This is a genomic window from Natronorubrum marinum, from assembly GCF_052040125.1.
In the GTDB taxonomy this organism is placed as follows: Archaea; Halobacteriota; Halobacteria; order Halobacteriales; family Natrialbaceae; genus Natronorubrum.
The window spans coordinates 1,170,670-1,195,246 of sequence record NZ_JBPPFV010000002.1 but is presented as its reverse complement, the minus strand read 5'-3'; the positions used below and the strand labels follow the sequence as shown (position 1 = coordinate 1,195,246).

General features: G+C 64.0%; 27 protein-coding genes. 16 read left to right on the top strand and 11 right to left on the bottom strand.

Going from position 1 to position 24,577, the window contains the following annotated elements; translation table 11 throughout:
• Window positions 1-62: 62 nt before the first annotated feature.
• A complete protein-coding gene (locus ACSFC5_RS15650; protein WP_440766165.1) occupies window positions 63-479 on the bottom strand; it encodes a thiol-disulfide oxidoreductase DCC family protein in 417 nt (138 codons plus the stop codon).
• A gap of 140 nt (window positions 480-619) precedes the next feature.
• On the opposite strand from ACSFC5_RS15650, the gene gpmI reads away from it, so the two are divergent.
• The 4 genes from gpmI to ACSFC5_RS15630 all read left to right on the top strand — a co-directional run bounded on the left by gpmI (window position 620) and on the right by ACSFC5_RS15630 (window position 5,959).
• Complete coding sequence (gene gpmI / locus ACSFC5_RS15645; protein WP_440766164.1) at window positions 620-2,143, top strand: 2,3-bisphosphoglycerate-independent phosphoglycerate mutase; 1,524 nt, start codon at window positions 620-622, stop codon at window positions 2,141-2,143.
• Between the two features lie 122 nt (window positions 2,144-2,265).
• Entirely contained in the window at window positions 2,266-3,987 is a 1,722-nt protein-coding gene (locus ACSFC5_RS15640; protein ID WP_440766163.1) for a sensor histidine kinase, read from the top strand.
• Between the two features lie 101 nt (window positions 3,988-4,088).
• On the top strand, window positions 4,089-5,375 hold the full coding sequence (locus tag ACSFC5_RS15635) for an O-acetylhomoserine aminocarboxypropyltransferase/cysteine synthase family protein (protein WP_440766162.1): 1,287 nt from the start codon (window positions 4,089-4,091) through the stop codon (window positions 5,373-5,375).
• A 194-nt stretch (window positions 5,376-5,569) separates the two neighbouring features.
• On the top strand, window positions 5,570-5,959 hold the full coding sequence (locus ACSFC5_RS15630) for a DUF7522 family protein (RefSeq protein WP_440766161.1): 390 nt from the start codon (window positions 5,570-5,572) through the stop codon (window positions 5,957-5,959).
• Here ACSFC5_RS15630 and ACSFC5_RS15625 read toward each other — a convergent pair.
• On the bottom strand, window positions 5,956-6,138 hold the full coding sequence (locus tag ACSFC5_RS15625) for a hypothetical protein (protein WP_440766160.1): 183 nt from the start codon (window positions 6,136-6,138) through the stop codon (window positions 5,956-5,958). The genes ACSFC5_RS15630 and ACSFC5_RS15625 overlap by 4 nt on opposite strands.
• Window positions 6,139-6,329: 191 nt before the next feature.
• On the opposite strand from ACSFC5_RS15625, the gene ACSFC5_RS15620 reads away from it, so the two are divergent.
• Window positions 6,330-6,857: a DUF5813 family protein gene (locus tag ACSFC5_RS15620; protein ID WP_440766159.1), complete on the top strand. Its 528-nt coding sequence runs from the start codon at window positions 6,330-6,332 to the stop codon at window positions 6,855-6,857.
• Between the two features lie 240 nt (window positions 6,858-7,097).
• Here ACSFC5_RS15620 and ACSFC5_RS15615 read toward each other — a convergent pair whose 3' ends face one another.
• Window positions 7,098-7,328 carry an Lrp/AsnC ligand binding domain-containing protein gene (locus ACSFC5_RS15615; protein WP_440766158.1) on the bottom strand — a complete coding sequence of 77 codons (231 nt, stop codon included), beginning with the start codon at window positions 7,326-7,328 and terminating at the stop codon, window positions 7,098-7,100.
• Window positions 7,329-7,449: 121 nt separating this feature from the next.
• Here ACSFC5_RS15615 and ACSFC5_RS15610 point away from each other — a divergent pair, with 121 nt between their 5' ends.
• Both ACSFC5_RS15610 and ACSFC5_RS15605 read left to right on the top strand, forming a co-directional pair.
• Entirely contained in the window at window positions 7,450-8,169 is a 720-nt protein-coding gene (locus ACSFC5_RS15610) for a potassium channel family protein (RefSeq protein ID WP_440766157.1), read from the top strand.
• Entirely contained in the window at window positions 8,169-8,399 is a 231-nt protein-coding gene (locus tag ACSFC5_RS15605; RefSeq protein ID WP_440766156.1) for an Lrp/AsnC family transcriptional regulator, read from the top strand. Before ACSFC5_RS15610 ends, ACSFC5_RS15605 begins: the two co-directional genes overlap by 1 nt.
• A 630-nt stretch (window positions 8,400-9,029) precedes the next feature.
• On the opposite strand, the gene tmk is transcribed toward ACSFC5_RS15605, so the two are convergent.
• Entirely contained in the window at window positions 9,030-9,629 is a 600-nt protein-coding gene (tmk, locus tag ACSFC5_RS15600) for a dTMP kinase (RefSeq protein WP_440766155.1), read from the bottom strand.
• Window positions 9,630-9,733: 104 nt separating this feature from the next.
• On the opposite strand from tmk, the gene ACSFC5_RS15595 reads away from it, so the two are divergent.
• From ACSFC5_RS15595 to cofG, 4 genes are all read left to right on the top strand, one after another.
• Window positions 9,734-10,654 (top strand): complex I NDUFA9 subunit family protein, encoded by a 921-nt coding sequence (locus ACSFC5_RS15595; protein WP_440766154.1) that lies wholly within the window; start codon window positions 9,734-9,736, stop codon window positions 10,652-10,654.
• Between the two features lie 355 nt (window positions 10,655-11,009).
• The gene (locus ACSFC5_RS15590; protein ID WP_440766153.1) at window positions 11,010-12,191 is read left to right on the top strand and encodes a tubulin/FtsZ family protein; all 1,182 of its coding nucleotides are present in this window, start codon (window positions 11,010-11,012) and stop codon (window positions 12,189-12,191) included.
• Window positions 12,192-12,345: 154 nt separating this feature from the next.
• On the top strand, window positions 12,346-13,047 hold the full coding sequence (gene cofC / locus ACSFC5_RS15585; protein ID WP_440766152.1) for a 2-phospho-L-lactate guanylyltransferase: 702 nt from the start codon (window positions 12,346-12,348) through the stop codon (window positions 13,045-13,047).
• A 65-nt stretch (window positions 13,048-13,112) separates the two neighbouring features.
• Window positions 13,113-14,303 (top strand): 7,8-didemethyl-8-hydroxy-5-deazariboflavin synthase subunit CofG, encoded by a 1,191-nt coding sequence (gene cofG / locus ACSFC5_RS15580; RefSeq protein ID WP_440766151.1) that lies wholly within the window; start codon window positions 13,113-13,115, stop codon window positions 14,301-14,303.
• 58 nt (window positions 14,304-14,361) lie between these two features.
• On the opposite strand, the gene ACSFC5_RS15575 is transcribed toward cofG, so the two are convergent.
• The 5 genes from ACSFC5_RS15575 to cofH all read right to left on the bottom strand — a co-directional run bounded on the left by ACSFC5_RS15575 (window position 14,362) and on the right by cofH (window position 17,862).
• The gene (locus ACSFC5_RS15575; protein ID WP_440766150.1) at window positions 14,362-14,643 is read right to left on the bottom strand and encodes a DUF8011 family protein; all 282 of its coding nucleotides are present in this window, start codon (window positions 14,641-14,643) and stop codon (window positions 14,362-14,364) included.
• Window positions 14,644-14,773: 130 nt separating this feature from the next.
• Window positions 14,774-15,226 (bottom strand): nucleoside deaminase, encoded by a 453-nt coding sequence (locus ACSFC5_RS15570; protein WP_440766149.1) that lies wholly within the window; start codon window positions 15,224-15,226, stop codon window positions 14,774-14,776.
• A gap of 48 nt (window positions 15,227-15,274) precedes the next feature.
• Window positions 15,275-16,033 (bottom strand): SDR family NAD(P)-dependent oxidoreductase, encoded by a 759-nt coding sequence (locus ACSFC5_RS15565; RefSeq protein ID WP_440766148.1) that lies wholly within the window; start codon window positions 16,031-16,033, stop codon window positions 15,275-15,277.
• 112 nt (window positions 16,034-16,145) lie between these two features.
• A complete protein-coding gene (locus ACSFC5_RS15560; RefSeq protein ID WP_440766147.1) occupies window positions 16,146-16,418 on the bottom strand; it encodes a hypothetical protein in 273 nt (90 codons plus the stop codon).
• A 61-nt stretch (window positions 16,419-16,479) separates the two neighbouring features.
• Window positions 16,480-17,862, bottom strand: a complete 1,383-nt coding sequence (gene cofH, locus ACSFC5_RS15555) for a 7,8-didemethyl-8-hydroxy-5-deazariboflavin synthase subunit CofH (RefSeq protein ID WP_440766146.1) — start codon at window positions 17,860-17,862, stop codon at window positions 16,480-16,482.
• 177 nt (window positions 17,863-18,039) lie between these two features.
• On the opposite strand from cofH, the gene ACSFC5_RS15550 reads away from it, so the two are divergent.
• The 4 genes from ACSFC5_RS15550 to ACSFC5_RS15535 all read left to right on the top strand — a co-directional run bounded on the left by ACSFC5_RS15550 (window position 18,040) and on the right by ACSFC5_RS15535 (window position 21,386).
• Window positions 18,040-19,359, top strand: coding sequence for an MFS transporter (locus tag ACSFC5_RS15550; protein WP_440766145.1), 1,320 nt, complete (start codon window positions 18,040-18,042; stop codon window positions 19,357-19,359).
• A 112-nt stretch (window positions 19,360-19,471) separates the two neighbouring features.
• Complete coding sequence (locus ACSFC5_RS15545; protein ID WP_440766144.1) at window positions 19,472-20,491, top strand: phosphoribosylaminoimidazolesuccinocarboxamide synthase; 1,020 nt, start codon at window positions 19,472-19,474, stop codon at window positions 20,489-20,491.
• Window positions 20,492-20,778: 287 nt separating this feature from the next.
• Entirely contained in the window at window positions 20,779-20,991 is a 213-nt protein-coding gene (locus tag ACSFC5_RS15540; RefSeq protein ID WP_440766143.1) for a hypothetical protein, read from the top strand.
• A gap of 134 nt (window positions 20,992-21,125) precedes the next feature.
• A complete protein-coding gene (locus ACSFC5_RS15535; RefSeq protein ID WP_440766142.1) occupies window positions 21,126-21,386 on the top strand; it encodes a ubiquitin-like small modifier protein 1 in 261 nt (86 codons plus the stop codon).
• Window positions 21,387-21,678: 292 nt separating this feature from the next.
• Here ACSFC5_RS15535 and ACSFC5_RS15530 read toward each other — a convergent pair whose 3' ends face one another.
• Window positions 21,679-22,986 carry an acetamidase/formamidase family protein gene (locus tag ACSFC5_RS15530; protein ID WP_440766141.1) on the bottom strand — a complete coding sequence of 436 codons (1,308 nt, stop codon included), beginning with the start codon at window positions 22,984-22,986 and terminating at the stop codon, window positions 21,679-21,681.
• Between the two features lie 231 nt (window positions 22,987-23,217).
• Here ACSFC5_RS15530 and ACSFC5_RS15525 point away from each other — a divergent pair, with 231 nt between their 5' ends.
• Window positions 23,218-23,376, top strand: a complete 159-nt coding sequence (locus tag ACSFC5_RS15525; RefSeq protein ID WP_440766140.1) for a DUF7576 family protein — start codon at window positions 23,218-23,220, stop codon at window positions 23,374-23,376.
• Window positions 23,377-23,437: 61 nt separating this feature from the next.
• On the opposite strand, the gene ACSFC5_RS15520 is transcribed toward ACSFC5_RS15525, so the two are convergent.
• Entirely contained in the window at window positions 23,438-24,388 is a 951-nt protein-coding gene (locus tag ACSFC5_RS15520; protein WP_440766139.1) for a formyltetrahydrofolate deformylase, read from the bottom strand.
• Window positions 24,389-24,577: the final 189 nt, after the last annotated feature.

Sequence of the window (24,577 nt, the reverse complement as noted above, 5' to 3'; positions counted from 1 at the left end):
ACAGAACGGTGATTACGCCCGACGAATAAGGCTGTTGTGCGTTACCAGCCGGCAGCACCGACTCACTCGAGAAACCGCTCCTGGACGTTCCCCGTCGGCATCATGCACTGCTCTTTCTGGCCGAAAATTCGGTAACGGTGTTCGGCGACGAGGTCGTAGGCCCAGTCGCGCAGTCGCCGCGGGAGGTATCGGGTGGGACCGAGCAGGCGGTAGATTCCGCCCAGCCGCCGGGCGATGCGGATCACTGCGCCGGATTTCACGTAGGCGTCGTCGCCCTCGATCAGGACGACGGAGTCGAGGTCGTGGCCCTCGAGTCCGTGGTCGGCGAGCAACTGCTGGCCGACGTCGGACTGCAGGGACGCGAAGTGGAACTGCCCCTCCGTGTCTCGAGGGACGAGAAACTGCACGAAGCCGTGACAGAGGTTGCAGACGCCGTCGAAGAGGATAATCGGGTCGTCCTCCGGGATGTCTGTGCCCATCGGATACGAGACGGTTGGGGGGAGCGACAATTCAGCGTTCCGGTTGGCCCGATTCGAGCCGGGGGTGGGTTCGGTCGTCTCACCGCGCCCGTTCGCGCGACAACGACAGCTAATTACGGACCGCAGGTGACCCGTCGCACATGGACGCAGCGCTGATCATCCTCGACGGCTGGGGACTCGGCGACGGAACGAGCAGGGACGCGGTCGAGGCGGCCGCAACGCCGAATTTCGACCGACTGGCAGACGAGGGCGCGTACGGCTCGCTCGAGGTCGCGGGTCGACGGGTCGGCCTCCCCGACGGCCAGATGGGCAACAGCGAGGTCGGCCACCTGAACATCGGGGCCGGGCGCGTGGTCCACCAGGAGTACACGCGCATCTCGGACTCGATCGCGGACGGCTCCTTCCGGGAGAACGACGCGATCAATACGGCCTTCGATCACGCGCGCGAAAATGGCGGCCGAGTCCACTTCCTCGGTCTCGTCAGCGACGGCGGGGTCCACGCCGATCAGGAGCACCTCCACGCGCTGATCGAGCTGGCGGCCGACCGCGACGTCGAGGCCGTCACCCACGCCTTCACCGACGGTCGGGACACGTCGCCGACGGGGGGTCGGGAGTATCTCGAGACGCTCGAGTCGGTGGTCGACGAACACGGGACGGGCGACGTGGCCACCGTTTCGGGCCGATACTACGCGATGGACCGCGACCAGAACTGGGACCGAACGAAGCGCGCCTACGACGCCATCGTCGAACGCGAGGCCGAGTGGACCGCCGGATCGGCCGTCGAAGCCGTCGAGGCGTCCTACGACCGCGACGAGATGGACGAGTTCGTCGAGCCGACCGTGATATCGGGTCAGCCGGCGCTCGAGGACGGCAACTCGGTCGTCTGGTTTAACTTCCGCTCGGACCGCGCTCGCCAACTCACGCGACTGCTCGCGGACATCCGACCGGAAGACTGGGCCAACGAGTTCGCGACCGATCCGCCGGAGACGGAGGTCGTCATGCTGACCCAGTACGACAAGACGTTCGACCTTCCGGTCGCCTACCCGCCGAACCAGCCCGAACAGGTGCTCGGCGAGGTGCTCGCCGATGCGGGCAAGACCCAACTTCGGATCGCCGAATCCGAGAAGTACGCCCACGTCACCTACTTCTTGAACGGCGGTCGCGAAGTCGAGTTCGACGGCGAGATCCGGAAAATCGTGGAGAGTCCCGACGTACCGACCTACGACCTGCAGCCCGAGATGAGCGCCCCCGAGGTCACCGACACCGCGATTTCCGCTATCGAATCGGACGACCCGGACGTGCTCGTGCTCAACTACGCCAACCCCGACATGGTCGGGCATACTGGTGACTACGAGGCCGCCATCGAGGCCGTCGAAGCCGTCGATACGGAACTCGGTCGGCTCACGGATGCACTTCAGGCCGCCGGCTCGCACGTCCTCGTCACGGCGGATCACGGCAACGCGGACGATATGGGGACCGAAGAGGATCCCCACACGGCACACACGTACAACCTCGTCCCGTTCGTCTACGGTGCCTCAGATGGAACTGGTGGTGGCCGGACGGTCCGCGAGGGCGGGACGCTCGCCGACATCGCACCGACGATGCTCGAGTTGATCGGCCTCGATCAGCCGCCGGAGATGACCGGCGAGCCGCTGCTCGAGTAGTCACACCGTTCTCCGGACTCAGTTCTCGGTTCTGTCGCCGGCCGTCCCCTCGCTGGAGGCCCTGACGGTACGTCCGCTGTCGGGGCCACAATAGGGAAGTGAGTGTGCGGTCAGTCCTCGATATGCTTCCGCTCCCGTGGCCGGTGTTTTTCTCGTTGCTGTCCGGTCTCGGAACGGTGTTTCTGATCGCTTACCTCTGGCAGCATCGGCGGAAACCGGGGGCGAATTGGTTCCTGTTGGCGCTCGTCGCGCAGGCGCTGTGGTGTGTCTCCTATGGCGTCTCGTTGCTCGTGTTCGATCCGACGCTCCGGTGGGCGTTCGAGGTGGTGACCTGGATCGCCATTACGTGGACCGGTGTCCCGTTTCTCGCGTTCGGTCTCAACTATACGGGTCGTGGGGGCCTCATTCGCACACCGTGGTTCGGCCTGCTCGTCCTCCTTCCGGTGATCACGACGCTTCTGGTCGTCACGAACCCGGTCCACGAACTCGTCTGGCGGGGGTTTCATCTGGATCCGGTCTTCGGCGCGGCGACGGTCTCCTACGAGTTCAACGCGTGGGCCTACGTCGCGATCATGGTCGGGACCGTGTTCGCCGCGTCGGGAACGCTCTTGCTGTTCGATACGGTCGCTAGCTACGGCCCGCTGTACCGGACGGAAGCGCTCGCGGTCGGTATCAGCACGCTCCCGCCCGGAATCGCCCTGTTGATCTGGTTGTTCGGGCTCGGGCCGGTTCCACAGCTCAACCTGTCGGCGGCACTGTTTCTGCCGCACGTCCTGCTCGACGCCTACGCCTTCGTGGGCAGCGGAATGTTTCGGTTCAACCCGGCTACGCGACGGACGGCCGATCAGTCGGCGATCGAAGCACTCGAGAACCCGTTCGTCGTCGTCAATACGGACGAACGAATCGTCGACCTGAATCCGGCGGCGGCGACCACGTTCGGGGTAACGACGTCGGCAGTCCTCGGTGACCCGTTCCCATCGGTAATCGCCGTCGACCTCGACGTCACCGCGGACGATCAGGTGGTCGCGGCCAGCGTCGACGGCGAGTACCGCGAGTTCACCGTCTCGACGGCGGAACTGCGCGATCCCACGTCGGCGCTCGTCGGCTATACGCTGCTCTTTCAGGACGTTACCGATCGCCGACGGCGGAAACAGCGCCTCGAAATCCTGAACCGAGTGCTTCGACACAACCTCAGAAACGATCTGAACGTCGCCGACGGCTACCTCGGTATCGCCGTCGATCGAGTCGATGACGACGAGCTAAGGGAAATGCTCGAGGACGCACGAACCGATGTCGAGGCGGTAATCAGCATGGGCGAAAAGGCCTGGGCGTTCGAACGCGCAATCGACTCGACGACGGCGTCCCCATCGGCCGTCGAACTTCGCGCGCTCCTCTCGAACGTCGCCGATCTCGAGGACTCGAGGTCGGGGGAGGTCGAGATCACCGTTCCAGCCGATCTCGTCTTGACGACGAATCGGGCGGTTATCACGCAGCTCTTCGCGAACCTCGTGGAAAACGGACTCGAACACAGCAACGCCGACCGGCCGTCCGTTTCGATTTCGCTCGAGCGGGTCGAGGACGATATCGCGATCGTCACCGTCCGAGACGACGGCCCCGGGATTCCCGCCCACGAACTCGCGGTCCTCGACCGTGGCGAAGAGACGGCTCTCGAACACGGCAGCGGACTTGGTCTGTGGATCGTCAGCTGGTGTGTGCGAACGATCGGTGGCGAACTCTCCTTCGAGACCGACGCGCGCGGCACGACCGTTACGGTTCGGCTGCCGGGCGTGGCCGACTCGAACACCGCTCGCTCCGGCGAGCAGCCTGCAGTCAGCCGACAGTGACGAACGGCGGTGCTCGCCGGATGACGCTGCCGGCGGCTTCGGTCCGCTCTGTGATCATGTTCGGCTGGTGAGTTTATTGTGGGGCGCGACAACGGGGGTGTATGAGCGAAGATCCAGACGATCACCAGTTCGCCACGAACAGCATCCACGCCGGCCAGGAACCCGATCCGACGACGGGGGCTCGAGCGCCGCCGATTTATCAGACCACGTCCTACGAGTTCGACGACACCGATCACGCCGCGGCGCTGTTCGGCTTAGAGGAGTTCGGCAACATCTACTCGCGGATCATGAACCCGACGAACGCGATGTTAGAGGAGCGAATCGCGACGCTCGAGGGCGGCGTCGGCGCGCTCGCGACGGCGTCGGGAATGGCCGCGTTCGATCTGGCGACGTTCATCCTCGCGGACGTCGGCGACAACATCGTGAGCGCCTCCTCGCTCTACGGCGGAACCTATACCTACCTCACCCACACCGTCGCGAAACGCGGCATCGAGACGAAATTCGTCGATACCCTCGATTACGACGCCTACGCGGAGGCGATCGACGACGACACCGCATTCGTCCACCTCGAGACGATCGGTAACCCGGCGCTTGTCACGCCCGACATCGAACGCATTGCGGACATCGCACACGAGCACAACGTACCGCTGTTCGTCGACAACACGTTCGCGACGCCGCATCTGTGCCGGCCGCTCGAGCACGGCGCGGACCTCGTCTGGAACTCGACGACGAAGTGGATCCACGGCGCGGGGACGACGGTCGGCGGCGTGCTGGTCGACGGCGGCTCGTTCCCGTGGGACGAGGGCGACTATCCCGAGATATCGGAGCCGAACCCGGCCTACCACGGCGTCAACTTCTCCGAAACCTTCGGCGAGCAGGCCTTCTCCATCGTCGCGCGAACCCGCGGCCTGCGAGACCTGGGCAACCAGCAGTCGCCCTTCGACGCCTGGACGACGCTGCAGAAACTCGAGTCGCTGCCCCTGCGGATGGAAAAACACTGCGAGAATGCGATGGCCGTCGCCGAGTTCCTCGAGGACCACGACGCGGTCGACTGGGTGAACTATCCCGGCCTCGAGAGTCACGAGACCCACGAAAACGCGAGCGAGTACCTCGAAGGTGGCTACGGCGGTATGATCACGTTCGGGCCCGAGGGCGGCTACGACGCCGCGGAAACGGTTTGTAACGAGGTCGAACTGTTCAGCCTCCTGGCCAACGTCGGCGACGCGAAGTCGCTGATTATCCACCCCGCGAGCACAACCCACCAACAACTCACCGAGGAGGAGAAACTCGCAAGCGGCACGACGGACGATCTCGTGCGCCTCTCCGTCGGCATCGAGGACGTCGACGACATCATCGCGGATCTAGAGCAGGCACTCGCGTCGGCGTAACTACCGGCTCGAGCTCACGCTCCGAAACGAACTCCGAGACCGTCTCGGTGCGGTGGCTATCTCGTCGGAGCACGGAAATCTCGTCGAGAACAGCGTTTGGGACGGAGCGTTGTTTGACTGGCCCTACCGGTAACTCCGTTCTCACGTCCCCTCTTCCCTCGCTATTAAGGTGTCGCGGGTTCGATCCACTGGGTATGGCGACAGGGTTACTTACCGACGAGGCGGCGGAGCAGATCGTCACGACCTGCCGGACAGCCGTCGGCGATAGCTTCCGATCGGCGACCTACTTCACTCGCGACGATTACGAACAGCTGTATCTTCGGGAGGACTTAGAGCGCGATGCCGATCTCTCGACGTTCATCGGTCACGAGTGGCGTGGGTTTACGACCGCACAGACGGCCTACGAGAACTCCGAACTCGGCGACTACAACTACACGATTCGCGTCTTTGACAACGGCTTTTTGATCCGCGTGACCAACGAGAGCGAGGGTGTCCTCGTCACGACGGACGGACTCACGCTCAAGGACTTCGAAGAAGTTGCGACGGCGCTCAACTCGTTTCTCAGCGAACGGGCCCTCGACTAACGCTCGAGCTGGTCGGCCGATCGGGCGCGATCCGTGTCATCGCGATGATTGCGGTCGTGTCCCTTCTCGACGGTTCCACTCGAGTGGCTGCCGATCGGCAGCCCACTCCCGAGTTCGCCATCGATACCGAGGAGGCGGGCGAACCGGCGTCGTTCGGCGGCGTGTCTATCGAGACTCATGCCGACAAAAAACGGCAATATCCGTTGTAGTTATGTAGTCCATTTTGCGCAGAAACAGTCGGCTACGATGCTGAAACGATCCCGATACAGTCTGGCGGTTTTCCCGTTTTAATCGCGTAATAGGATGAAACGGTCGCGCGATCTGCGGTCGGAACGCAACACCCTTTTTCGTGACGCCCGTGCGTTCGATAATGACCGCCCTTCCGGATCCCGTCGCCCGCGAACTCGAGTCACACGACGCGTTCGAACCGACTACGGACGACAGCTACAAACTGACGACGACCGTCTTCGACGCGACTGTCACCGCCAGCGATGCAGCGGGGAAGCGAGACGGCGCGTTTTCCGTGACCGTCACGCTCCCGACGCTCGACGCCGCCGTCGCGGGCGAAGCCGTCGCCCCCGTCGTCGAAGACGGCTGGTTCGAGACGCTCGAGCGCCGCCTCGAGGATGTCTTCACCGTCGCCCACACGAGCACGCACGACGAACCGACGGTCGAACGCGACGCGACCGACGTCACCGTGTCCCTCGAGTACGTCGCCTGGAACGCCGGCGAAGGGGTCGACGACGCCAAAGCCCTGATCGAATACGTCGAAGGCACCTACGCACAGGGGATCATCCCCGGCTACGAGTATCAGGGAGCGGCAGCGACGCTGCTCGAGAACGCCCAGAGCCGCGGCCAACGGGCCAACGAGGGCGAGAGCGGCGGGATGCCGATGTAATGCGACGCAGTTAGAACAGACTTTACTGGCCGGGACAACGCTCGCCGTAAAACGGCGAGCGTTCGACCCGGGGAAAGGCAGGCTATTGCCCAGAAAATCACCGCGAGCGACCGCAGGGAGCGAGCGGGCCGACGACTGACTCGGAGCGAGTGAACCGAGCACAGAGGAAGGAGGAGTGCTTTTAATCGAATTTTTGCCGAGGGCGCGGCAGAGCCGCGCCCGCAGCGCAAAACTTCGTTCTTAGTCCATCGCGATGTACGTTTTCGTATCCGTTACGCCCTCGAGCGCCTGTACGCCCGAGGAGACGGCCTCGAGGACGTTGTACACCTCGGGGGCGTCGATCTCCGCGATAATGTCGTACGTGCCTGCGACGATGTGCGCATCGGAGACCGACTCGACATCCCGAATCGACTCGAGAAGCCCCTCGGACTTCCCGGCAGCCGTCTTGATCATAATAAACGCGTGAACCATTCTCGACGGTGTGGTACATCTTCGCATGACTAAAACCTTTGCCCGATTTCCGACACTGTTCGACTGTTTGGCATGGTAATTCGGCGCAAGCTTATTGCCGGGGGGAAGCGTACCCCAGTGCATGCGGTTCGTGATCATCGGGGCAGGACGGGTTGGCCTGCGCACGGCGCGCGTTCTTCGAGAAGAGGGCCACGAGGTGTCGGTAATCGAACGAGACGAGGCGATGATTCGTCGGGCCCGCAACCAGGAGTTCACCGTCGTCGAGGGTGACGGCTCCCACGAGGACGTCCTCGAGGAGGCCGGCATCGCCGACGCCGACGCGCTGGGCGCGCTGACCGGCGATCTGAACGTCAACTTTACGGCGTGTATGATCGCTAACCACTACGGCTGTCGGACGATCATGCGCATCGACGAGGCCTACCGCGAGGGGATCTACCGCAAGTACGCCGACGAGGTCGACGAAGTGATCTACCCCGAACGCCTCGGCGCGATCGGCGCGAAAAACGCCCTGCTCGGCGGCACCATCCGCGCCATCGCGGACATCGCGCCGCACCTGCAGGTCGTCGAACTCACGATCACGAACGATGCCCCGGTCAACGGCTACACGATCAGCGAACTGCAACTGCCCGCCAACGCGACCGTACTCGCCTTCGGCAAGCGCGACCAGGACCTCGGACTGCCGGACGAAGACATTTCGCTCGAGGACGGCGATCGACTCGTCGTCCTTGCGGACTACGACGTGCTGAGCGAGGTTCGCCAACTGCTCGTCGGCGAGTCGGAAGCACGCGCGGCCGCGAACACGGGTTCGGACGCGACGTCGGGTACTGGAGGTGTCAACTGATGGTTACAGCATTCATTATGGTCAAGGCGAACACCGGCGAGGCGGATCGGCTCCGAGACAGCATCGAATCGATCGACGGCGTCCAGTCGGCCCACATCGTCGCCGGCGACGTCGACATCATCGCGAAAGCCAGCGTCGAGACGCCCGCCGCGGTCAAAGAGATCGCGGCGACCCAGATTCAGGGCATCAACGGCATCGAGGATACGCAGACGTACATCGCGATGGACTAAGAACGAAGTTTTGCGCTGCGGGCGCGGCTCTGCCGCGCCCCCGGCAAAAATTCGATTAAAAGCACTCCTCCTTCCTCTGTGCTCAGTTCACTCGCTCCGAGTCAGTCGTCGGCCCGCTCGCTCCCTGCGGTCGCTCGCGGTAATTTTCTGGGCAACAGCCTGCCTTTCCCCGGGTCGCGCGCCTCTCGCGGTGCTCGAGTCGCGCTTCCGGCCATAGAGTCGATTCAGAGATCGAAGAGTCATTCACTACAACTGCATACTGACCGGCGTTCCCTGCCGGGTACGTTAGAGTGTCGTGTTACTGTGGGATACAAGCTGAAAAGCCAATCAGAAAAATCAATGGAGTGTTGACGGGAGTAGTGATATAATGGTAGAAACCCTTGCAATGGCCGTTTACACTATCATGGCTCTCCTCATAATCGGGATTCCTACGTGGTATATTTGGAAGTGGAACATCCAGCAATACCGAGAAAAAGATAAGATATGACTCATGCAGCACCCCATTTCATAATTGATGACGGTCGTTGTACCGACTGCTGTTTTAATTGAAACCTGTGACGCTCGCTGCTCACGAAATGCCCTATACGTATCGGTCGATAGCAAACCCATTCTCTATCGAGAACTGTTCCGTTACTCGTCACCAGCGACATCGGCCAGTACGTCCTCGACCTCCTCGAGCACGCGTTCCGGTTCCTGCATCGCATCCACCCGAACGAACCGGTCCGGGTCGCGCTCGAGCACTCGCTCGTAGTTCGCGCGCACTGACTCGAGGTAGTCCGCGTGCTCGAACTTGTTCGTCGCGCCGGCGCGCTCCGCGGCCGTCTCGGGGTCGAGATCGAGGTAGATCGTTAGGTCGGGATCGATAGTGAACGGCTCGTGGACGTCGACGACGTACTCGAGGGGGTCGGTCTCGAGACGATCGTACGACTCGAGAGTCGCCCCCTGGTAGGCGTATCGGGAGTCGGAGTAGCGATCAGAGACCACGAGGTCGTTGCGCTCGAGCGCGGGTTCGATCACGCGCGAGAGGTGGTCGGCGTGGTCGGCGGTGTAGAGAAACAGTTCCGCGAGCGAGTCGGCGTTGTCGTCTTCGATCGACCGGTAGACGGCGTCGCCGTACCAGGAGTCGCTCGTCGGTTCGCGAGTGAACGTCGCATCGGGGTAGGACTCCTGTAGGGCCTCCCAGACCGTCGTCTTGCCGCTGCCGTCCAATCCCTCGAGCGTGACCAGCATGCTCGCACCTCGTGGCGAGAACTATTTAGTAGCCGCTATTGAGCGTCGGAACCCAAACCACGGAGGCGACCAGCTATTTATCGCTGCGTGGAGAAATTCGGTGTATGAAGGTGCTCGTTGCCGGCGGTACTGGGTTCATCGGGACGACTCTCTGTACGGAACTCGACGACCGCGGCCACGACGTGACGGCGCTGTCTCGCGATCCCAGCGACGGCGATCTCCCTGCGGGGGTCGACCGCGCGATGGGCGACGTCAGCGCGTACGACTCTATCGTCGACACCGTCGCGGGCCACGACGCTGTCGTCAATCTCGTCTCGCTCTCGCCGCTGTACAAGCCGCCGGGCGACCTCGACCACGAGACCGTCCACCTCGGTGGCACGGCGAACCTCGTTCGAGCCGCCGAAGCGGGCGGCGTCGATCGATTCATTCAAATGAGCGGACTCGGCGCGGATCCGGACGCACCGACCGACTTCCTTCGAGCGAAGGGGAAAGCCGAGGACGTCGTCCGAGACTCACACCTCGCGTGGACGATCTTCCGCCCCTCCGTCGTCTTCGGTGACGGGGCGGAATTCCTCGAGTTCACCAAGCAGGTTACGACGCCGTACGTAACGGGACTCCCGAACGGCGGCCAGACGCGATTCCAGCCGATCTGGGTCGGCGATCTGGTCCCCATGCTCGCGGATGCCGTCGAGGATCACAGCCACGTCGGCGAAGTATACGAACTCGCTGGCCCGCAGATCGTCACGCTCGCGGACGCGACGCGGCTGGCCTACGCGGCCGAAGGAAAGTCCGTCAAGATCCTCTCGGTCCCCCTCTCGATGGCGAAACTCGGACTGACCGCGGCCGGCGCGATTCCGTTCGTTCCGTTCGGCCCGGATCAGGCGCGCTCGCTCGAGATGAACAACACCGTCGTCACCAACGACGTGAGCGCGTTCGGCGTCTCGGAGGACGAACTGACGACGCTCGGCGCGTATCTCGAGGTCGGTATCCACGAGCCTCGCGAGCCACAGCGCGAATCCGCCTGAGACGTTCAGCGGTCGCTTGACGCGTTCAGCGTCTGCTTGCCGTATTCAATCACTGGCTGACACGACCTCGAGACGACTGACACGCTCGATGCCGGTCTGATATCGTTCGACCGCCGTATCGACGGCTTGCGGTTCCGTACGGCGAACTCAAGGGTGGACAGATTGGCCCAAAGATTTAGTATAAAGCACAGAACTGACGTCGAAACCGACTCGTTTCTCGCGAGTTTTTTCGAGCTGAAATCGACCGCCTGCATCCGATTCTCCGAAACACAAAAGAAGAAGAGACATTCAATTCAACAAAAGACTTATGCCCTTGATCACTCTGTACCAATTCAACGGAGCCCCCTGACAAATTATGAAGCTGGCGATGATCGGATTCGGACAGGCTGGTGGCAAGATCGTCGATCGATTCCTCGATTACGACGATCGGACGGGTAGCGGAATCGTCCGTGCGGCGATTGCCGTCAACTCCGCGAAAGCGGACCTCATCGGTCTCGAGAATATTCCGGAGGAGAACCGCGTACTCATCGGCCAGGCCCGCGTAAAGGGCCACGGCGTGGGTGCAGACAACGAACTCGGCGCGGAAGTCGCCGAGGAGGACATCGACGAGGTGCAAAACGCCATCGACGCGATTCCGACCCACGAGGTCGACGCGTTCCTGGTCGTCGCCGGTATGGGCGGCGGCACCGGATCCGGCGGTGCACCCGTCCTCGCCAAACATCTGAAACGAATTTACACGATTCCTGTCTACGGTCTCGGCGTGCTCCCGGGCACCGATGAGGGTGGAATCTACACCCTCAACGCGGCCAGATCGTTCCAGACCTTCGTCCGCGAAGTGGACAATCTGATGGTCTTCGACAACGACTCCTGGCGACAGACCGGCGAGTCCGTCGAAGGCGGCTACGATCAGATCAACGAGGAGATCGTCCGACGGTTCGGCATTCTCTTCGGTGCGGGTGAGGTTGGCGACGGACAGGAAGTCGCCGAGAGCGTCGTCGACTCGTCGGAAATTATCAACACGCTCTCGGGCGGCGGCGTCTCGACCGTCGGCTTCGCCAGCGAGGAAGTCGACCTGAACACGAGCGGCGGTCTGCTCTCGCGCTTTACCGGCGACGGTGGCGGCAGCACCGACGACTTGGACGCCGCGAACACGACCAACCGCATCACGAGCCTCGTCCGGAAGGCCGCACTCGGCCGACTGACGCTCCCGTGTGAGATCGAAGGCACCGAGCGCGCGCTGCTCGTCGTCTCCGGTCCGTCGGAGTATCTCAACCGGAAAGGCATCGAGCGTGGGCGGAAGTGGCTCGAGGAGGAAACGGGAAGCATGGAAGTCCGCGGCGGCGACTTCCCGCGAGAAGAGCCGGAAGTGGCCGCAGCACTCCTGCTCTCGGGCGTGACGAACGTGCCGCGAATCAAGCGTCTCCAGCAGGTCGCCATCGAGGCCCAGGAGAACATGGACGACATCCAGCAGGAAAGCGAGGAGAACCTCGAAGAACTCGTCGAAGACGACGAGGACGAACTCGAGCCGCTGTTCTAGGCTCTCAGTTCTTTCGCGACTCGACGACCCCAGCGGCCGCGCTCGTGTCGGGGGGCACGACGGTGGCGTCTGGTGTCGACGAACGGCGGTCTCTCGTTACACCTCGGTCGCGGCTTCGACGTGTTTTTGCCCGCGTCCGGACTACCTTCGATAGATGCACGTCGTCGTTCCGTTCGCCGCGACCGATCCGAAGACGCGCCTCGAGTCGGTGCTCTCCCCCACGGAACGGTCGGCGTTCGCACGGGCCATGCTCGCCGACGTCCTGTGTTCGATCGTTGAAGCGGGCCGGGAGCCGACGGTGGTGGCGACTGCGCCGATCGATCCCGCCGAACTCGATCTTCCGGCGCACGTCTTCGAGTCGGTGTCGGTCGCAGTGGACGACCGCCCGCTCACCGACGCGGTCAACGCGCGCCTGCCGAGCCGGACCGACAGCGGAGACGGCGTCGGTGATACTGACGACGCCGTCGCCGTCGTCATGGCCGATCTCGCCCTCGCGACGACCGATGCGCTCGAGGCCCTCTTTGCGACCGAAACGGCCGTCGCCATCGCGCCCGGCCGCGGCGGCGGCACGAACGCGCTCGTCGTTCGGGACCCCGCGTTTCGAGTCGACTACCACGGGGCCTCCTATCTGGACCACCGCGAGATCGCCGAGGAGGTGGGTGTGAGCCTCGAGACGGTCGATTCGCTCCGGCTGGGAACCGACATCGACGAACCCGACGATCTCGTCGAAGTGCTCGTCCACGGCGACGAACGCGCTCGCGCCCCCGCGACGCTCCGCGATCTTGGATTCGAACTCGAGCGACGGAACGGCCGCGTTGGCGTCGCCAGACGCGAGCCCGCAGACCGAGACAGATAGCTGTCAAAGCGGGCGCGTTCGACAGAAGTCAAGTCTTATGTGGTGAGCGACGGGACTCTGCAGTAATGTTCCCCGGTGCGAGCGAGTACGGCGTCGACATCGCAGTCGACGACGCGGCGGTCGACGATCTCCTCTCAGTCACGCCCGACGACGTCGAGGCGCCGCCGGCGTTGACCTTCGCGCGAAACGTCTTCGTCCCGCTGACGACGGCGTGTCGATACACCTGCACCTACTGTACGTACTTCGATCCGCCGGGCCAGGCCTCCCTGCTCACGCTCGATGAGGTCCGCGACATCTGCGCCCGCGGGGCCGACGCAGGCTGTACGGAGGCCCTCTTTACGTTCGGCGACGACCCCGACGACCGCTACACCGAGATCCACGAGCAACTCGACGACTGGGGCCACGACTCCATTCACACCTACCTCCGGGCGGCCTGCGAGGTCGCCCTCGAGGAGGGCCTGCTCCCCCACGCCAATCCGGGCGATCAAACGCTCGAGCAGATGGCCGAAGTGGCGGACGTCAACGCCAGCATGGGCGTGATGCTCGAGACGACGGCCGAGGTCGGCGCTCACGCCGGCCCCCAGAAGAAAGAGCCGGGTCAGCGCCTGCGGACGATCACAAACGCCGGCGAACTCGACGTCGCCTTCACGACGGGCATTCTGGTCGGCATCGGCGAGACGTGGCGCGACCGCGCGGAAAGCCTGCTCGCGATTCGCGAGCTACACGAGCGCTACGACCACATCCAGGAGGTGATCATCCAGCCCGTGATGAACAACGAGCGTTGGTCCGACGGCTCGCCCGACCTCGAGACGATGCGCCGGGTGACGGCGATGGCTCGCGTCGCGCTCCCCGAGGAGATTTCGGTGCAGGTGCCGCCGAACCTCGCGCCGGCCCGCGACCTGATCGACTGCGGCGTCGACGACCTCGGCGGGGTGTCGCCGATCACGGACGACCACATCAACCCTGACTACAAGTGGCCCGCCCTGCGAGAACTCGAGAAGATTGCGGCCTCAGCGGACCGGCCGCTCGGCGAACGGTTGCCGGTCTACGAGCGGTTTCTGCCGGATGACCTGCGGACCGACGGGTTCGATGGCGTCGCCGCGGACGGAACGGCCGGTGCGTCGGGACCTCGATCGCCGGACGCCGAGCGGGAGTGGATCTCCCCGACGATTCGGGGGGCGCTCGAGGCTGATAGCGATGCCGGCGAACGGTATCGGTCGGTGCTTCGGAGCGAGACGAGCGCCATCTCTCGATAGCGAGCATCCGGTTTGGGGTACGGCCGCGTCTCGAGCGACGACGGTCATCTCACCGACGCTACTGGAAGATCGACAGCCGCGAGAGGTAGAAGATCAGCAACGCGAGGGCAAACACCAGTCCGAGAACTCGAAGCCCGCCGGCGACCTGCGTGCGCTCTTTCGGCAGGAGTTCCGGAATTCCCAGCAACAGCCACAGGACGCCGAAGTGAAGTGCCGACGATATCCCTCCCGCGCCGACGAGACCGTAGAACGCGTACAGTCCGAGGAAAAAGAGACCGACGGCGATCAACAGTCCTCCCGACCGCCATCCGTCGGGCTCTCTGAACAGTTCCGTTATCATACTGGTTCGTTGGTGTCAACCGACAAATCGTTTTCGAGCGGATCGCTGCAGTATCGGCGACACTGAACATCTGTTGTAGCCCTCTCGACCACCCGTACCTCGGGTTTCGTGAACGACGCCGAACCGGTCGTCAGAAAAACGCTTCGTGAACCGCAAGCCCCTCGCTCTCGAGAACTGGCCCCTCGACCACCGTTGACCCACCACCCCGATCGATCACTTCCTCGCAAGGGATTTCGATCACCCCATCGTCCCGAACCGCCGCGAGCGAGTCGACGGAGACGCTGTAGACGACCCGCCCGAGTCCCGCGTAGACGATCGCGCTCGCACACATCGGACACGGCTCCGTGCTGGTGTACATCGTACACGCCTCGCGCTCGCCGGCCTCGAGTTCGCGAGCGGCCCACCGTGCCAGTTTGAATTCGGGATGAGCGGCGATATCATCGTCGCTGCGGGTCGTGTTCTCGGCCGTCCGGACGACCGCGTCGTCGACGACGAGGAGCGATCCGAACGGGGTGTTGCCGTTGTCGACCGCTGCTCGAGCGAGGTCGATCGCGTCTCGGATGTAGGACTCGTCAGTGGACATGATCGCTCTTCGTCGCCGCCACTGAAACGCCTGTCCTCGCGCCGACGATTAGGTACAGGAAAAGCCGCCGTCGACGACGAGCGCCTGGCCGGTGATCCAGTCGGCCTCGTCGCTCGCGAGGAACAGCATCGCGTTGGCGACGTCCTCCGGACGACCGAGTCGCTTGAGCGGGTAGTACTTCGACATCTCCGCCTTGGTCGCCTCCCACTCCTCTTCGGTGCGGTTCTCTCGAGGCATCGCCGTATCCGTTACGCCCGGACAGACCGCGTTCGCGCGCACGCCGTGGGGACCGACCTCCGCGGCGACCGTGCGCGTGAAGTTGACGACGGCTCCCTTGGTCAGCGAGTAGGCCCCGAGCTGGGGCGCGCCGATGACGCCCGCGAGCGACGCCGTGTTGACGATTGCACCCGACCCCTGCTCTTTGAACTGGGGGATAGCGGCGTGACAGCCGTTCCAGACGCCCTTGACGTTGACGTCGATAATTCGGTCGCGTTCGTCCTCGTCGATATCCTCGACGTTCGCGCGCTGGTGGCTGACCCCCGCGTTGTTCACCATAATATCGAGTCCGTACTCCGCGACCGTCTCGTCGACGGCCGCGTGGACCGCGTCCGCGTCGGTGACGTCGAGTTCGAGTGCGGTTCCTTCCTGTCCCGCCTCCTCGACGCGGTCGATCGTCTCCTCGGCACCCTCGTGGTCGATATCGGCCCCGACGACCGTCGCGCCCTCCTCGGCGAACAGTTGCGCAGCTTCGCGGCCTAATCCCGATCCGGCTCCCGTGATAAACGCTGTCTTGCCTTCGAGTCGCATACGTACACGTTTTCGAGAGCCATCATAAAGCATCGCTCCGCGGTACCGGCCTGCCGGTTCGAGCGAAGCGAGGTCACAGAGCGGACTCGAGCCGACCGCTCGACCGTTTGGACTACTGAATACGGAACCGCTTCGAGCCGGTTGCCGTGAGCGTCGCCGACTCGTGCAGCGTGACGACCTGGCCCGTCGGCGTCGACTTGATCTCGGCGCTAGCGTCGACCGACTCGAGGGTGCCGAGCAGTTGGGCTTTCGGCGGCTTCTGGGCGGCTCCGCAGCCGTAGATGGTCAGCAGGCCGCCGTCTTTCGGTTCGCGGTCGTAGACGACGACGTGGGCGTGGTTCGGCAGTCGCCAGTTGCCGTCGTCGATTGGAACGAGGTGGTTCACACCCTACGCCACGTTCGGAATCCGCAAAAAGCCGTCCCCGATTCGTCGTTCGCCTTCGCTCTCAGTCGTCGGCCGGAACCGTTCGCTCCGCGCGCTCGTCCGCGTCGAGCAGCGGCGTCCCGTCGGCTTTCGGGCCGAGTTGCGGGCCGAAGGGCGGATCGTCGGGGTCGATGACGCGGCGCGTCTCGTAGTCGGTCGAGCGTTCGACGGGGATTCGACCGATCGAGGTGATCATCTCGACGTAATCCTCGAACGAGCGGAACTCGCCGTGTTCGCCGCCGGCGCGGGTCGTGATCTCTTCCGAGAGGATCGTCCCCATGTAGTCGTCGGCGCCGCAGGCGAGCATCTTCAGCCCCTGCTCGTCGCCGTACTTGACCCACGACGACTGGACGTGGTCGATGTTGTCGAGAAAGAGCCGGGCGACGGCGATCATGAGTTCGTCCTCGTCGATGCTCGCCCCGCCGGAGACGACGTCGTGCTCGAACAGCGGCGTGTTCTGGTGGATAAAGGAGAGCGGTACGAACTCCGAGATCGCGCCGTCGACCCGGTCCTGAAGGTCCCGAACCCGTTTCAAGTGCATCGCGCGGTGGGCTTCGTTTTCGACGTGGCCGTACATGATCGTCGCCGTCAGCCCCAGACCGACGTTCGCGGCGGCCTCCATCGCCTCGAGCCAGTCATCGGTGCCGATCTTGCCGGGACAGATGACGTCTCTGACCTCGTCGACGAGGATTTCGGCGGCCGTGCCGGGAACCGTGTCGAGGCCGGCCTCCTTCAGGCGGCCGTAGACCTCCTCGTAGGACCAGTCGGTACCCCGTCGGGCGTGGTAGCCCTCCTCGGGCGTCATCGAGTGGAGGTGGACATCGCCGACGCTCATCGCCGCCATCTGCTCGACGTAGGTGCCGGGATCGGTTGCGTACCGTTCGGGGGACTTGTAGTTGACTTCCTTCGGCTCGGAGTGGGCCTCGAGGATTTCGCGGTGTTCCTCGTCGAGTGCGAACGCGGGGTGGAGACCGGAGACCGAGGTCACCTCGTAGACGCCGCGCTCGACGGCGTCCGCAACGATTTCGCGGGACTCCGCGGGCGTTTTCGTAAAGCCCGCGGTCTCGACCTCGCTGTCACGTTCGAAGGTGTGCGCCGCGTCCTTGAAGTTACAGAACAGACAGCCCACGTTGCAGGCCGTCGTGACGTTGTTGTTGATATTCGCGACGAAGGTGACCTCGTCGCCGACGACCTCGGCGCGGCGTCGATCGGCCGCCTCGAGCACCTGTTCCTTTCGCGTCCGATCGATTCCCTCGACGTCCGTCCCGGTCGTGAGTAGCTCGATGGCGTCGTCGACCGTGAGCCGGTCGCCGGCGCGCGATTTCTTGAGTGCGTTCTCGAACGACTGGTCGGTCTCGGGAACGTGCTCGAACGTGAGGTCTGCCTCGGTCACCGGTCGCTCCATCGGCATATCAATACCAGTACAGCGAGAAAAGCATGTGGATTGTGGACGGATTCGACCAATCGAGCGAGTGATACGCTCGGCCGCTGGCGCTCGCGCGGCGTCGGTCGCGTAGCGTCGATCGCGTTACTGGTTTCGATTCGTAACAATCAACCCCGGGTACGTCTCGGTGGTAGACGAATGGGCTCTCGAACCGACGCGAATCCACGATTTCGACGCGGCGGGACGAGATACATCGTCGGTGCAGTTTCGGCCGCACACTTTCTCTCCCACGTCTACCTGCTCGCGTTTCCGCCGCTGTTTCCGCTGCTCGGCGCGGAGTTCGACCTTACGACGGCACAGCTCGGACTGCTCGTCACGGCGATCTACCTCCCGACGCTGTTCTTACAGATTCCGCTGGGCGAACTCGTCGATCGGATCGGTGCCAAGCGGATCCTGGTCGGCGGACTCGTCGTTACGTCACTCGGCGTGGCCCTCTCCGGGCTGGCGACGTCGTACTGGCTGTTGCTCGCGTTCGCGTTCCTCTCGGGCATCGGCCAGTCGGTCTTTCACCCCGCGGACTACGCGCTCCTCGAGAGCGTCACAACCAGCGAGAATCAGGGGAAGGCGTTTAGTCTGCACACCTTCGGCGGCTTCGCCGGCTTCGCCGCCGCGCCCGTACTGGTTGGCGGAATCGGTATCAGGTACGGCTGGCAGGCGGCGCTACTCGCTGCCGGCTCGCTCGGCTTCGTCTACGCCGCGATACTGCTGGTGACGGCCGCACCAGTCTACAGGTGCCAGATCCGCGAGCGAGCGGCGTCCGCGGACGGCTCGGGTGAACCGGAGGTGGCCGCAAGCTCCGACGACCGCATTACATCCGGGAACGAACCCGAACCCGATGCGAGCGACGATGGGGGCTTCGTCGCGACCGTCTCGCAACTGCTCCAGCCGAAGCTGCTCGTCGTGTTCGGCTTTTACCTGCTCTCGATGATGGCAATCGTCGGGCTTCAGTCGTTCACGACGGTGTTCGCCGTCGACGCGCTCGGCTTCGGCGACGCGAGCGCGAACAACCTGCTGACCGCCTACCTCGTCGGGACGGCGATCGGCGTCATCGCGGGCGGGCCGCTCGCCGACCGCCTCCCGTTCCAGCCGATCCTCGTCGTCGCGTTCGCGGCCGCTGCTTCGGGCGTCTTCCTCGCCGTGATCATCCCCTCGTCTACCGGTTTCGCCGCCGCTGTTACCCTCTTTACGTGTATCGGGTTGGCGATCGGCGTCGCGCTGCCCTCGCGCGATACGTTCGCGACCACCGTCGCCGAAGCCGGTTCGACCGGCAAGAGCTTCGGCTTCTTCTTCACCGGACTCTCGCTGGGCGCGGTGATCAGCCCGGCGCTGTTGGGCGTCGTCATCGACGAGGTGTCGGTCGGCGCCGCGTTCCTCGTCATCGTCGCTATTTTGCTCGTCGCCGCGTCGGTGATCGTCGGCGTCTCGCTGGTCGACCGACGGCGGCCGAGCGGGGCGTGAGCGGAATCTCGATCCGGCTCGAGGTGCCACCGGATACTGAAACCTTCTTAGGGTCCGGCCACGGCAACTGGGGTATGAACCGCGGCGGCGGCTACGTCCTGAGGTGTCTCGTATGACGAGTGTCAAAGAGTTCCGCATCGAGGAGGCGGCGACCGACGAGGAACTCGGCGAAGGCTCGTTCGTCTTCACCGACGCCTACTCGGTGTTCGACTGGGGACAGATGCCCGACCAGATCCCCGAGAAGGGCGCGAGCCTCTGTGCGATGGGCGCGTTCAACTTCGAACTGCTCGAGTCCGAAGGCGTCCCGACCCACTACCGCGGCGTCGTCGAAGACGGTGAGGTCGTCCCCCTCACGGATTCGTCGCGCCCGCCGTGGGAGATGGCCATCGACCTCACGCAGGTCCCCGACCTGCCCAACGAGGGCCGGGAGTACGACTACGACCACTACCACGACGCGGCCGGCGAGAACTACCTGATCCCGCTCGAGGTCGTGTTCCGAAATCGCGTCCCCGTCGGCTCGAGTCTCCGTCGGCGAACCGAGCCCGAAGATCACGGCCTCGAGTTCGAGAGTTGGCCCGAGGAAGCTGTCGACCTCGCGGAACCGATCGTCGAATTCACGACGAAGTACGAGGAGGGCGACCGACAACTCGATCGTGAGGAGGCCGATACCATCGCTGGCCGGGCTGACATCGACGACCTCGAGTCCGTCGCTCGTGAGGTCAACCGGATCGTCACCGAGCAGGCCGACTCGGCCGGGCTGGTCCACGAGGACGGCAAGATCGAGTGTCTCTACTACCGGGGCGAGATCCGCGTCGCGGACGTCGTCGGTACGTTCGACGAGAACCGCTTCAGCTACGAGGGTACCCAGCTTTCGAAGGAGGTCCTCCGACAATATCACAAGCGCACCCAGCCCGAGTGGGTCCAGGCCGTCGAGGCCGCGAAGGCCGAAGCGAAGCAGGAGGACGTCGCGGACTGGAAGTCCCTCTGTGAGGAGACGCCGGAGCCGCTCGAGGAAGGCGTCCTCGAGACGGCGCGGGATCTGTACTGCGCCGGTGCGAACGCCTACACCGGCCAGGAACTGTTCGACGCGCCGCCGCTCTCGAGTGCGATCGGGGCCGTCCAGCGGCTGTAGCGGCGCCCCCTCTCTTTCGTCGCCATTCGATCATCTGACGTCGTTTCGCTTCGATCGTCTGGGCTCGTCTCGACTTGGTTCCGACGGTCTCGACCCGCGACTTTCGCCGTCGCCGCCGCCGTTCACTCCACGCGCTGTCACGACGATCGTCTCGTTGACTCGATGCCGCGTCGGTACGTAGTCGGTCGGTTTCGCTTCATTCCCGTGCCGTTCGCTACCCATTCACATTCGGTGTCTGAAAGGTAACCCTCATATCGACTGCCCCACAACCATACGCTCGAGTACCGATGTCCCTCGCTGCCAGTGGAATCGTCACGAGCATCGTCCCGTTTGACCCAACGTACGGTATCACGATCGTCGCGAGCGTCATGCTCGCCGTGATCGTCTGCGCGATGGTCTTCTTCGCCCTCGCCCCGGTCGTCTCCGACTCGTGGGCCGAGCAGCTGAGTTCGACGAGCACGTCCTCGGCTACGCCGAGCGCCGAGCCGAGCGACGACTGAGGTTCGGTCTCGTTTTTGGCGGACGGGTCTCGTACTCTGTGGGATCAGTCTCGAGTCGCGAGTCTTTTCGCCTGAATTGGCACGAATTGAGGGACTGACGTTATGGTCTTCCGGAGCCAGTCTCGCGTACGACCATGGAGATCACGGTGTACGGGCCGTTACGAAGCGCGACCGGAACGAAGACGGTGTCGCTCGAGTTCGGTGGCGACACCGTTGCAGAGGCTATCGACGAGTTCGCCGAGACCCATCCGCGGGCGGCGCAGTACCTCTACGACAACGGCGAGTTGCGGCCGAGCGTCAGGGTCTCGGTCGACGGTGAACGCGCGGCGCTCGAGGACCCGGTTTCGGACGACGCGTCGCTGGCGCTGGTGCCCGCCGTTCAGGGTGGTTCATAGTAATCTGTACCGACACGTGCTCAAACCATCGTGTCCCTACTGAGGGACGACTACTGACACGAACGATCGACTCGCGTGGCAACCGTGAGTGCCACGACCTCCCCAACCGATTTCTGCTCACGGATGCTTCGCACCCGTTCGCATGGTCCGCGGAACCTGCGGTTCCGTGCTACGCGCTCCTGCTAGTCGCTCACTCATCCCTCACACGTCGTGTCGGCCGCCCTCGCTATCGCTCGAACGGCCGACAGCGCGCGCCACTGCAGTGGGATACGGGCCCTCTCCAGTCCTGTGTTTACAGCCCGTATTGCTCGCGCACGAGATGGTCGATACCGCGGTCCTCGAGTACCCCCATCGGCGCGAGCAGGTCGAGTTGCACGACGCCGGGGAGCCGCCCGATCTGGACGCCGCCGGTGAACGTACACCGCGAACGAACTTCGCCCTCGCTCATCTCGAGCAGTTTTGTCGCGCGGTCGAAGGCGTTCTGCGTGGCGTCGTTGACCGTCGCGCCGGAGCCGATCACCTGAATCGGGCCCATTTCGTCCTCGACGTCGACGCCGTGTTGGGCGCCGAGTTCGCGGCCGGCCTCGCGCTCCTCGTCGCTGTAGGGTTTGCTGATGAACGGAAGGTCTGCTTCGGGTGGCAGAAGGAGGGGACCGTCGATTTCGAGTCCCTCGATAACTTCGACGTCCATCGTGACCGTCCCGCTGACGTCGGTCGTGTGCAACGAGAGTTCGCCGTCGCCCTGGTTGGCGTGGAGGTCGCCGACGTAGACGCCGGCGCCGTCGACCTTGACGGGACAGATCAGGGTTGCGCCCGGCCGAACCTGCGGGATGTCCATGTGGCCGTCGGTTCGATCCTCGAGGTCGGCTTCGGTCTCGACGCCGTAGTCGTGTTCGGCCCCGATGAGGAACTGGCCGAAGTCGCCCGCGTTGTGCGAGTCGGGCATCGTGACCGGCGGCGTGGTGCCGACGTTGCCGATGAACGGTCGAAGCCGCCCGAGCGTGCCGGGCATCTCGCCGGGTTCGTACAGCAGGATGGGATGCTGGCGGGAGTTCTCGGGAATGTCCATCACCTCCTCGGCATTCTCCGCGAGTTCGTGGGAACCGTCCTCGTCGAGCGTGATTCCCACGGTTCGGTCGTCGTCGAACGCGACGGTGTAACCGTACTCGAAGCCGAAGGAGGAGGCGTTCGCGCCGCACTCGGCGCACTTGATCGACTCCTCTCCGGTGCCTTCGACGATCGTTTCGGGCCACTCGGTGCCACATTCGGGACAGCGGTGGTCGACGAACGGATCGTCGCCGAAGGCGTCTTCCCGTTCGGCCATCGACCCCGTACTTGTCGCCATGCTCGTCACCTCGACGTCCCGAATGCGGAGCGCGACCGCGTCGCCGACGGACGCCCCCTCGACGCGAATCGGTCGGGTGACCTCGTGGCCGCCGCGGAACTCGGGGGTGATCATCGGTCCCCAACAGCCCGGCGGCGTGTACGTCCGGATCGTCCCGCCGTCCGCGACGGTCCCCGCCCACTCTTGGTCAGGGCCCACGAGTCCGAGTGTGTACTGGTCGACGGACAACTCCTGTTGGACTTCTTGCTGTGCCATAACGTACCAAGATACGATCGAATCGGCGATAAGGCTACTGCTCTCGGAAGCGCGACTCGAGTACTGGTCGAGGATTTCACGGGCGATCCGGAGCACACCTGATCGGCCGCGCCGAGCCGTCCTCGCGGTCGTTCGTTCCCCGTCACTGGCCCTCTTCCGGGAGTTACAGGCCGATGGCCGAATCCGCCGCAATAGGTTCGTTCAAGTGGCTCTTGTCCCTTCGAACACCTAATGGCTGATTCGACGGACGAGGACGCACCGGACTGTCGCGCGTGTGGCGACCCCGTGGCATCGTCTTCAGAGCAACGCGTCGTCACGACCCTCGAGAACGGCGAGGCGCAGTACCTACACTTTTGTAGCGACGACTGTCTCGAGAACTGGGAGTCCTAGCGCGGCCGAGGAGGGGCGAGGAAGGAGGGTTTTCCCGTCGAAGAGCCGTCTGACAGCGCGGCTATTGGTTGTTCGCGACGACGCTGCCGATCCCGTCGACCGGCCGGTCCGGCGTGAAGTCGTCGATTTCGTCGGGCAAGCCGAGCTGGTATGCCTCGCCGTTCTCCCGGACAGACGTTCGACCACGGTGGACCGAGACGTCGCCGTTCAGGTGGAGTTTGACGGCCTCGAGCAGGGCGTCCGCCTCGAGGGGCTGGCCCCGATGTTTCATGTCGTCCAGCCCGGCGTCGTCGGGGACGTCGAACGCGCGCTGGGTGATGATGGGGCCCTGATCGAGATCGGTCGTCACGTAGTGGGCGGTGACGCCGGCGACGCGGACGCCTTCCTCGATAGCCTGTCGATACGCTTCGGCGCCGGGGAACGCGGGCAGGAGCGAGGGGTGGACGTTGATGATGCGGTCCTCGTAGCGGAAGACGACGTTCGGGCTGAGGATGCGCATGTACCGCGCGAGAACGATCAGATCGACGTCGTACTCGGCGAGGAGTTCGAGCAGGCGGTCCTCGTTCTGCTGGCCGCCCTCGTCGCCGATATCGTGGAACGGGACGTCGTAGTGTTCGGCCAGCGGCTGGAGGTCGTCGTGGTTCCCGATGACGACGCCGATGTCCGCGCCGAGTTTGTCGTTGGCCCACGCCTCGAACATCGCCTCGAGGCAGTGGCTCTCCTTCGTGACGAGGACGGCGATCTGCTGGCTGTCCCGGTCGGCGGGGAATCGGACCTGGACGTCGAGTCCGAGGTCGTCGCCGAGTTCGGAGAGGTCCTCACGGAGCGTCTCTTCCGTACAGACCATCTCGGAGGTATCGACGGCGAGATACATGCGGAAGACGCCGTCGCGGACGGCCTGATCGAGATCCTCGATGTTGATTCCGCGCTCGAACAGGAGGCTCGTCACCCGGGCGATGAGCCCGGTGTCGTCGTCCCCGATCACGGTGATTTCGGTGATATCGGTCGTCATCGCAGCCACCTCCGCTCGGGCGAATAGGGAGTCATCAGTACGAGTTTGAGTCCACCTGTAGTCAAAAGTCCTGCTTTCCGTGGATGCCCCTGAGAATGGAACGGTACTATGTTAGATCCTCTTCTTGTCCACGATTAACAACCTGCGGATCAAAGTTGTTAATAATGTCGGGGCTGTTGCTAGTACCGA

Bases quoted from the DNA above. Each gene is read 5' to 3' on its own strand.
- ACSFC5_RS15650 (WP_440766165.1), bottom strand. From the start codon at position 479: ATGGGCACAGACATCCCGGAGGACGACCCGATTATCCTCTTCGACGGC.
- gpmI (WP_440766164.1), top strand. From the start codon at position 620: ATGGACGCAGCGCTGATCATCCTCGACGGCTGGGGACTCGGCGACGGA.
- ACSFC5_RS15640 (WP_440766163.1), top strand. From the start codon at position 2,266: ATGCTTCCGCTCCCGTGGCCGGTGTTTTTCTCGTTGCTGTCCGGTCTC.
- ACSFC5_RS15635 (WP_440766162.1), top strand. From the start codon at position 4,089: ATGAGCGAAGATCCAGACGATCACCAGTTCGCCACGAACAGCATCCAC.
- ACSFC5_RS15630 (WP_440766161.1), top strand. From the start codon at position 5,570: ATGGCGACAGGGTTACTTACCGACGAGGCGGCGGAGCAGATCGTCACG.
- ACSFC5_RS15625 (WP_440766160.1), bottom strand. From the start codon at position 6,138: ATGAGTCTCGATAGACACGCCGCCGAACGACGCCGGTTCGCCCGCCTC.
- ACSFC5_RS15620 (WP_440766159.1), top strand. From the start codon at position 6,330: ATGACCGCCCTTCCGGATCCCGTCGCCCGCGAACTCGAGTCACACGAC.
- ACSFC5_RS15615 (WP_440766158.1), bottom strand. From the start codon at position 7,328: ATGGTTCACGCGTTTATTATGATCAAGACGGCTGCCGGGAAGTCCGAG.
- ACSFC5_RS15610 (WP_440766157.1), top strand. From the start codon at position 7,450: ATGCGGTTCGTGATCATCGGGGCAGGACGGGTTGGCCTGCGCACGGCG.
- ACSFC5_RS15605 (WP_440766156.1), top strand. From the start codon at position 8,169: ATGGTTACAGCATTCATTATGGTCAAGGCGAACACCGGCGAGGCGGAT.
- tmk (WP_440766155.1), bottom strand. From the start codon at position 9,629: ATGCTGGTCACGCTCGAGGGATTGGACGGCAGCGGCAAGACGACGGTC.
- ACSFC5_RS15595 (WP_440766154.1), top strand. From the start codon at position 9,734: ATGAAGGTGCTCGTTGCCGGCGGTACTGGGTTCATCGGGACGACTCTC.
- ACSFC5_RS15590 (WP_440766153.1), top strand. From the start codon at position 11,010: ATGAAGCTGGCGATGATCGGATTCGGACAGGCTGGTGGCAAGATCGTC.
- cofC (WP_440766152.1), top strand. From the start codon at position 12,346: ATGCACGTCGTCGTTCCGTTCGCCGCGACCGATCCGAAGACGCGCCTC.
- cofG (WP_440766151.1), top strand. From the start codon at position 13,113: ATGTTCCCCGGTGCGAGCGAGTACGGCGTCGACATCGCAGTCGACGAC.
- ACSFC5_RS15575 (WP_440766150.1), bottom strand. From the start codon at position 14,643: ATGATAACGGAACTGTTCAGAGAGCCCGACGGATGGCGGTCGGGAGGA.
- ACSFC5_RS15570 (WP_440766149.1), bottom strand. From the start codon at position 15,226: ATGTCCACTGACGAGTCCTACATCCGAGACGCGATCGACCTCGCTCGA.
- ACSFC5_RS15565 (WP_440766148.1), bottom strand. From the start codon at position 16,033: ATGCGACTCGAAGGCAAGACAGCGTTTATCACGGGAGCCGGATCGGGA.
- cofH (WP_440766146.1), bottom strand. From the start codon at position 17,862: ATGGAGCGACCGGTGACCGAGGCAGACCTCACGTTCGAGCACGTTCCC.
- ACSFC5_RS15550 (WP_440766145.1), top strand. From the start codon at position 18,040: ATGGGCTCTCGAACCGACGCGAATCCACGATTTCGACGCGGCGGGACG.
- ACSFC5_RS15545 (WP_440766144.1), top strand. From the start codon at position 19,472: ATGACGAGTGTCAAAGAGTTCCGCATCGAGGAGGCGGCGACCGACGAG.
- ACSFC5_RS15540 (WP_440766143.1), top strand. From the start codon at position 20,779: ATGTCCCTCGCTGCCAGTGGAATCGTCACGAGCATCGTCCCGTTTGAC.
- ACSFC5_RS15535 (WP_440766142.1), top strand. From the start codon at position 21,126: ATGGAGATCACGGTGTACGGGCCGTTACGAAGCGCGACCGGAACGAAG.
- ACSFC5_RS15530 (WP_440766141.1), bottom strand. From the start codon at position 22,986: ATGGCACAGCAAGAAGTCCAACAGGAGTTGTCCGTCGACCAGTACACA.
- ACSFC5_RS15525 (WP_440766140.1), top strand. From the start codon at position 23,218: ATGGCTGATTCGACGGACGAGGACGCACCGGACTGTCGCGCGTGTGGC.
- ACSFC5_RS15520 (WP_440766139.1), bottom strand. From the start codon at position 24,388: ATGACGACCGATATCACCGAAATCACCGTGATCGGGGACGACGACACC.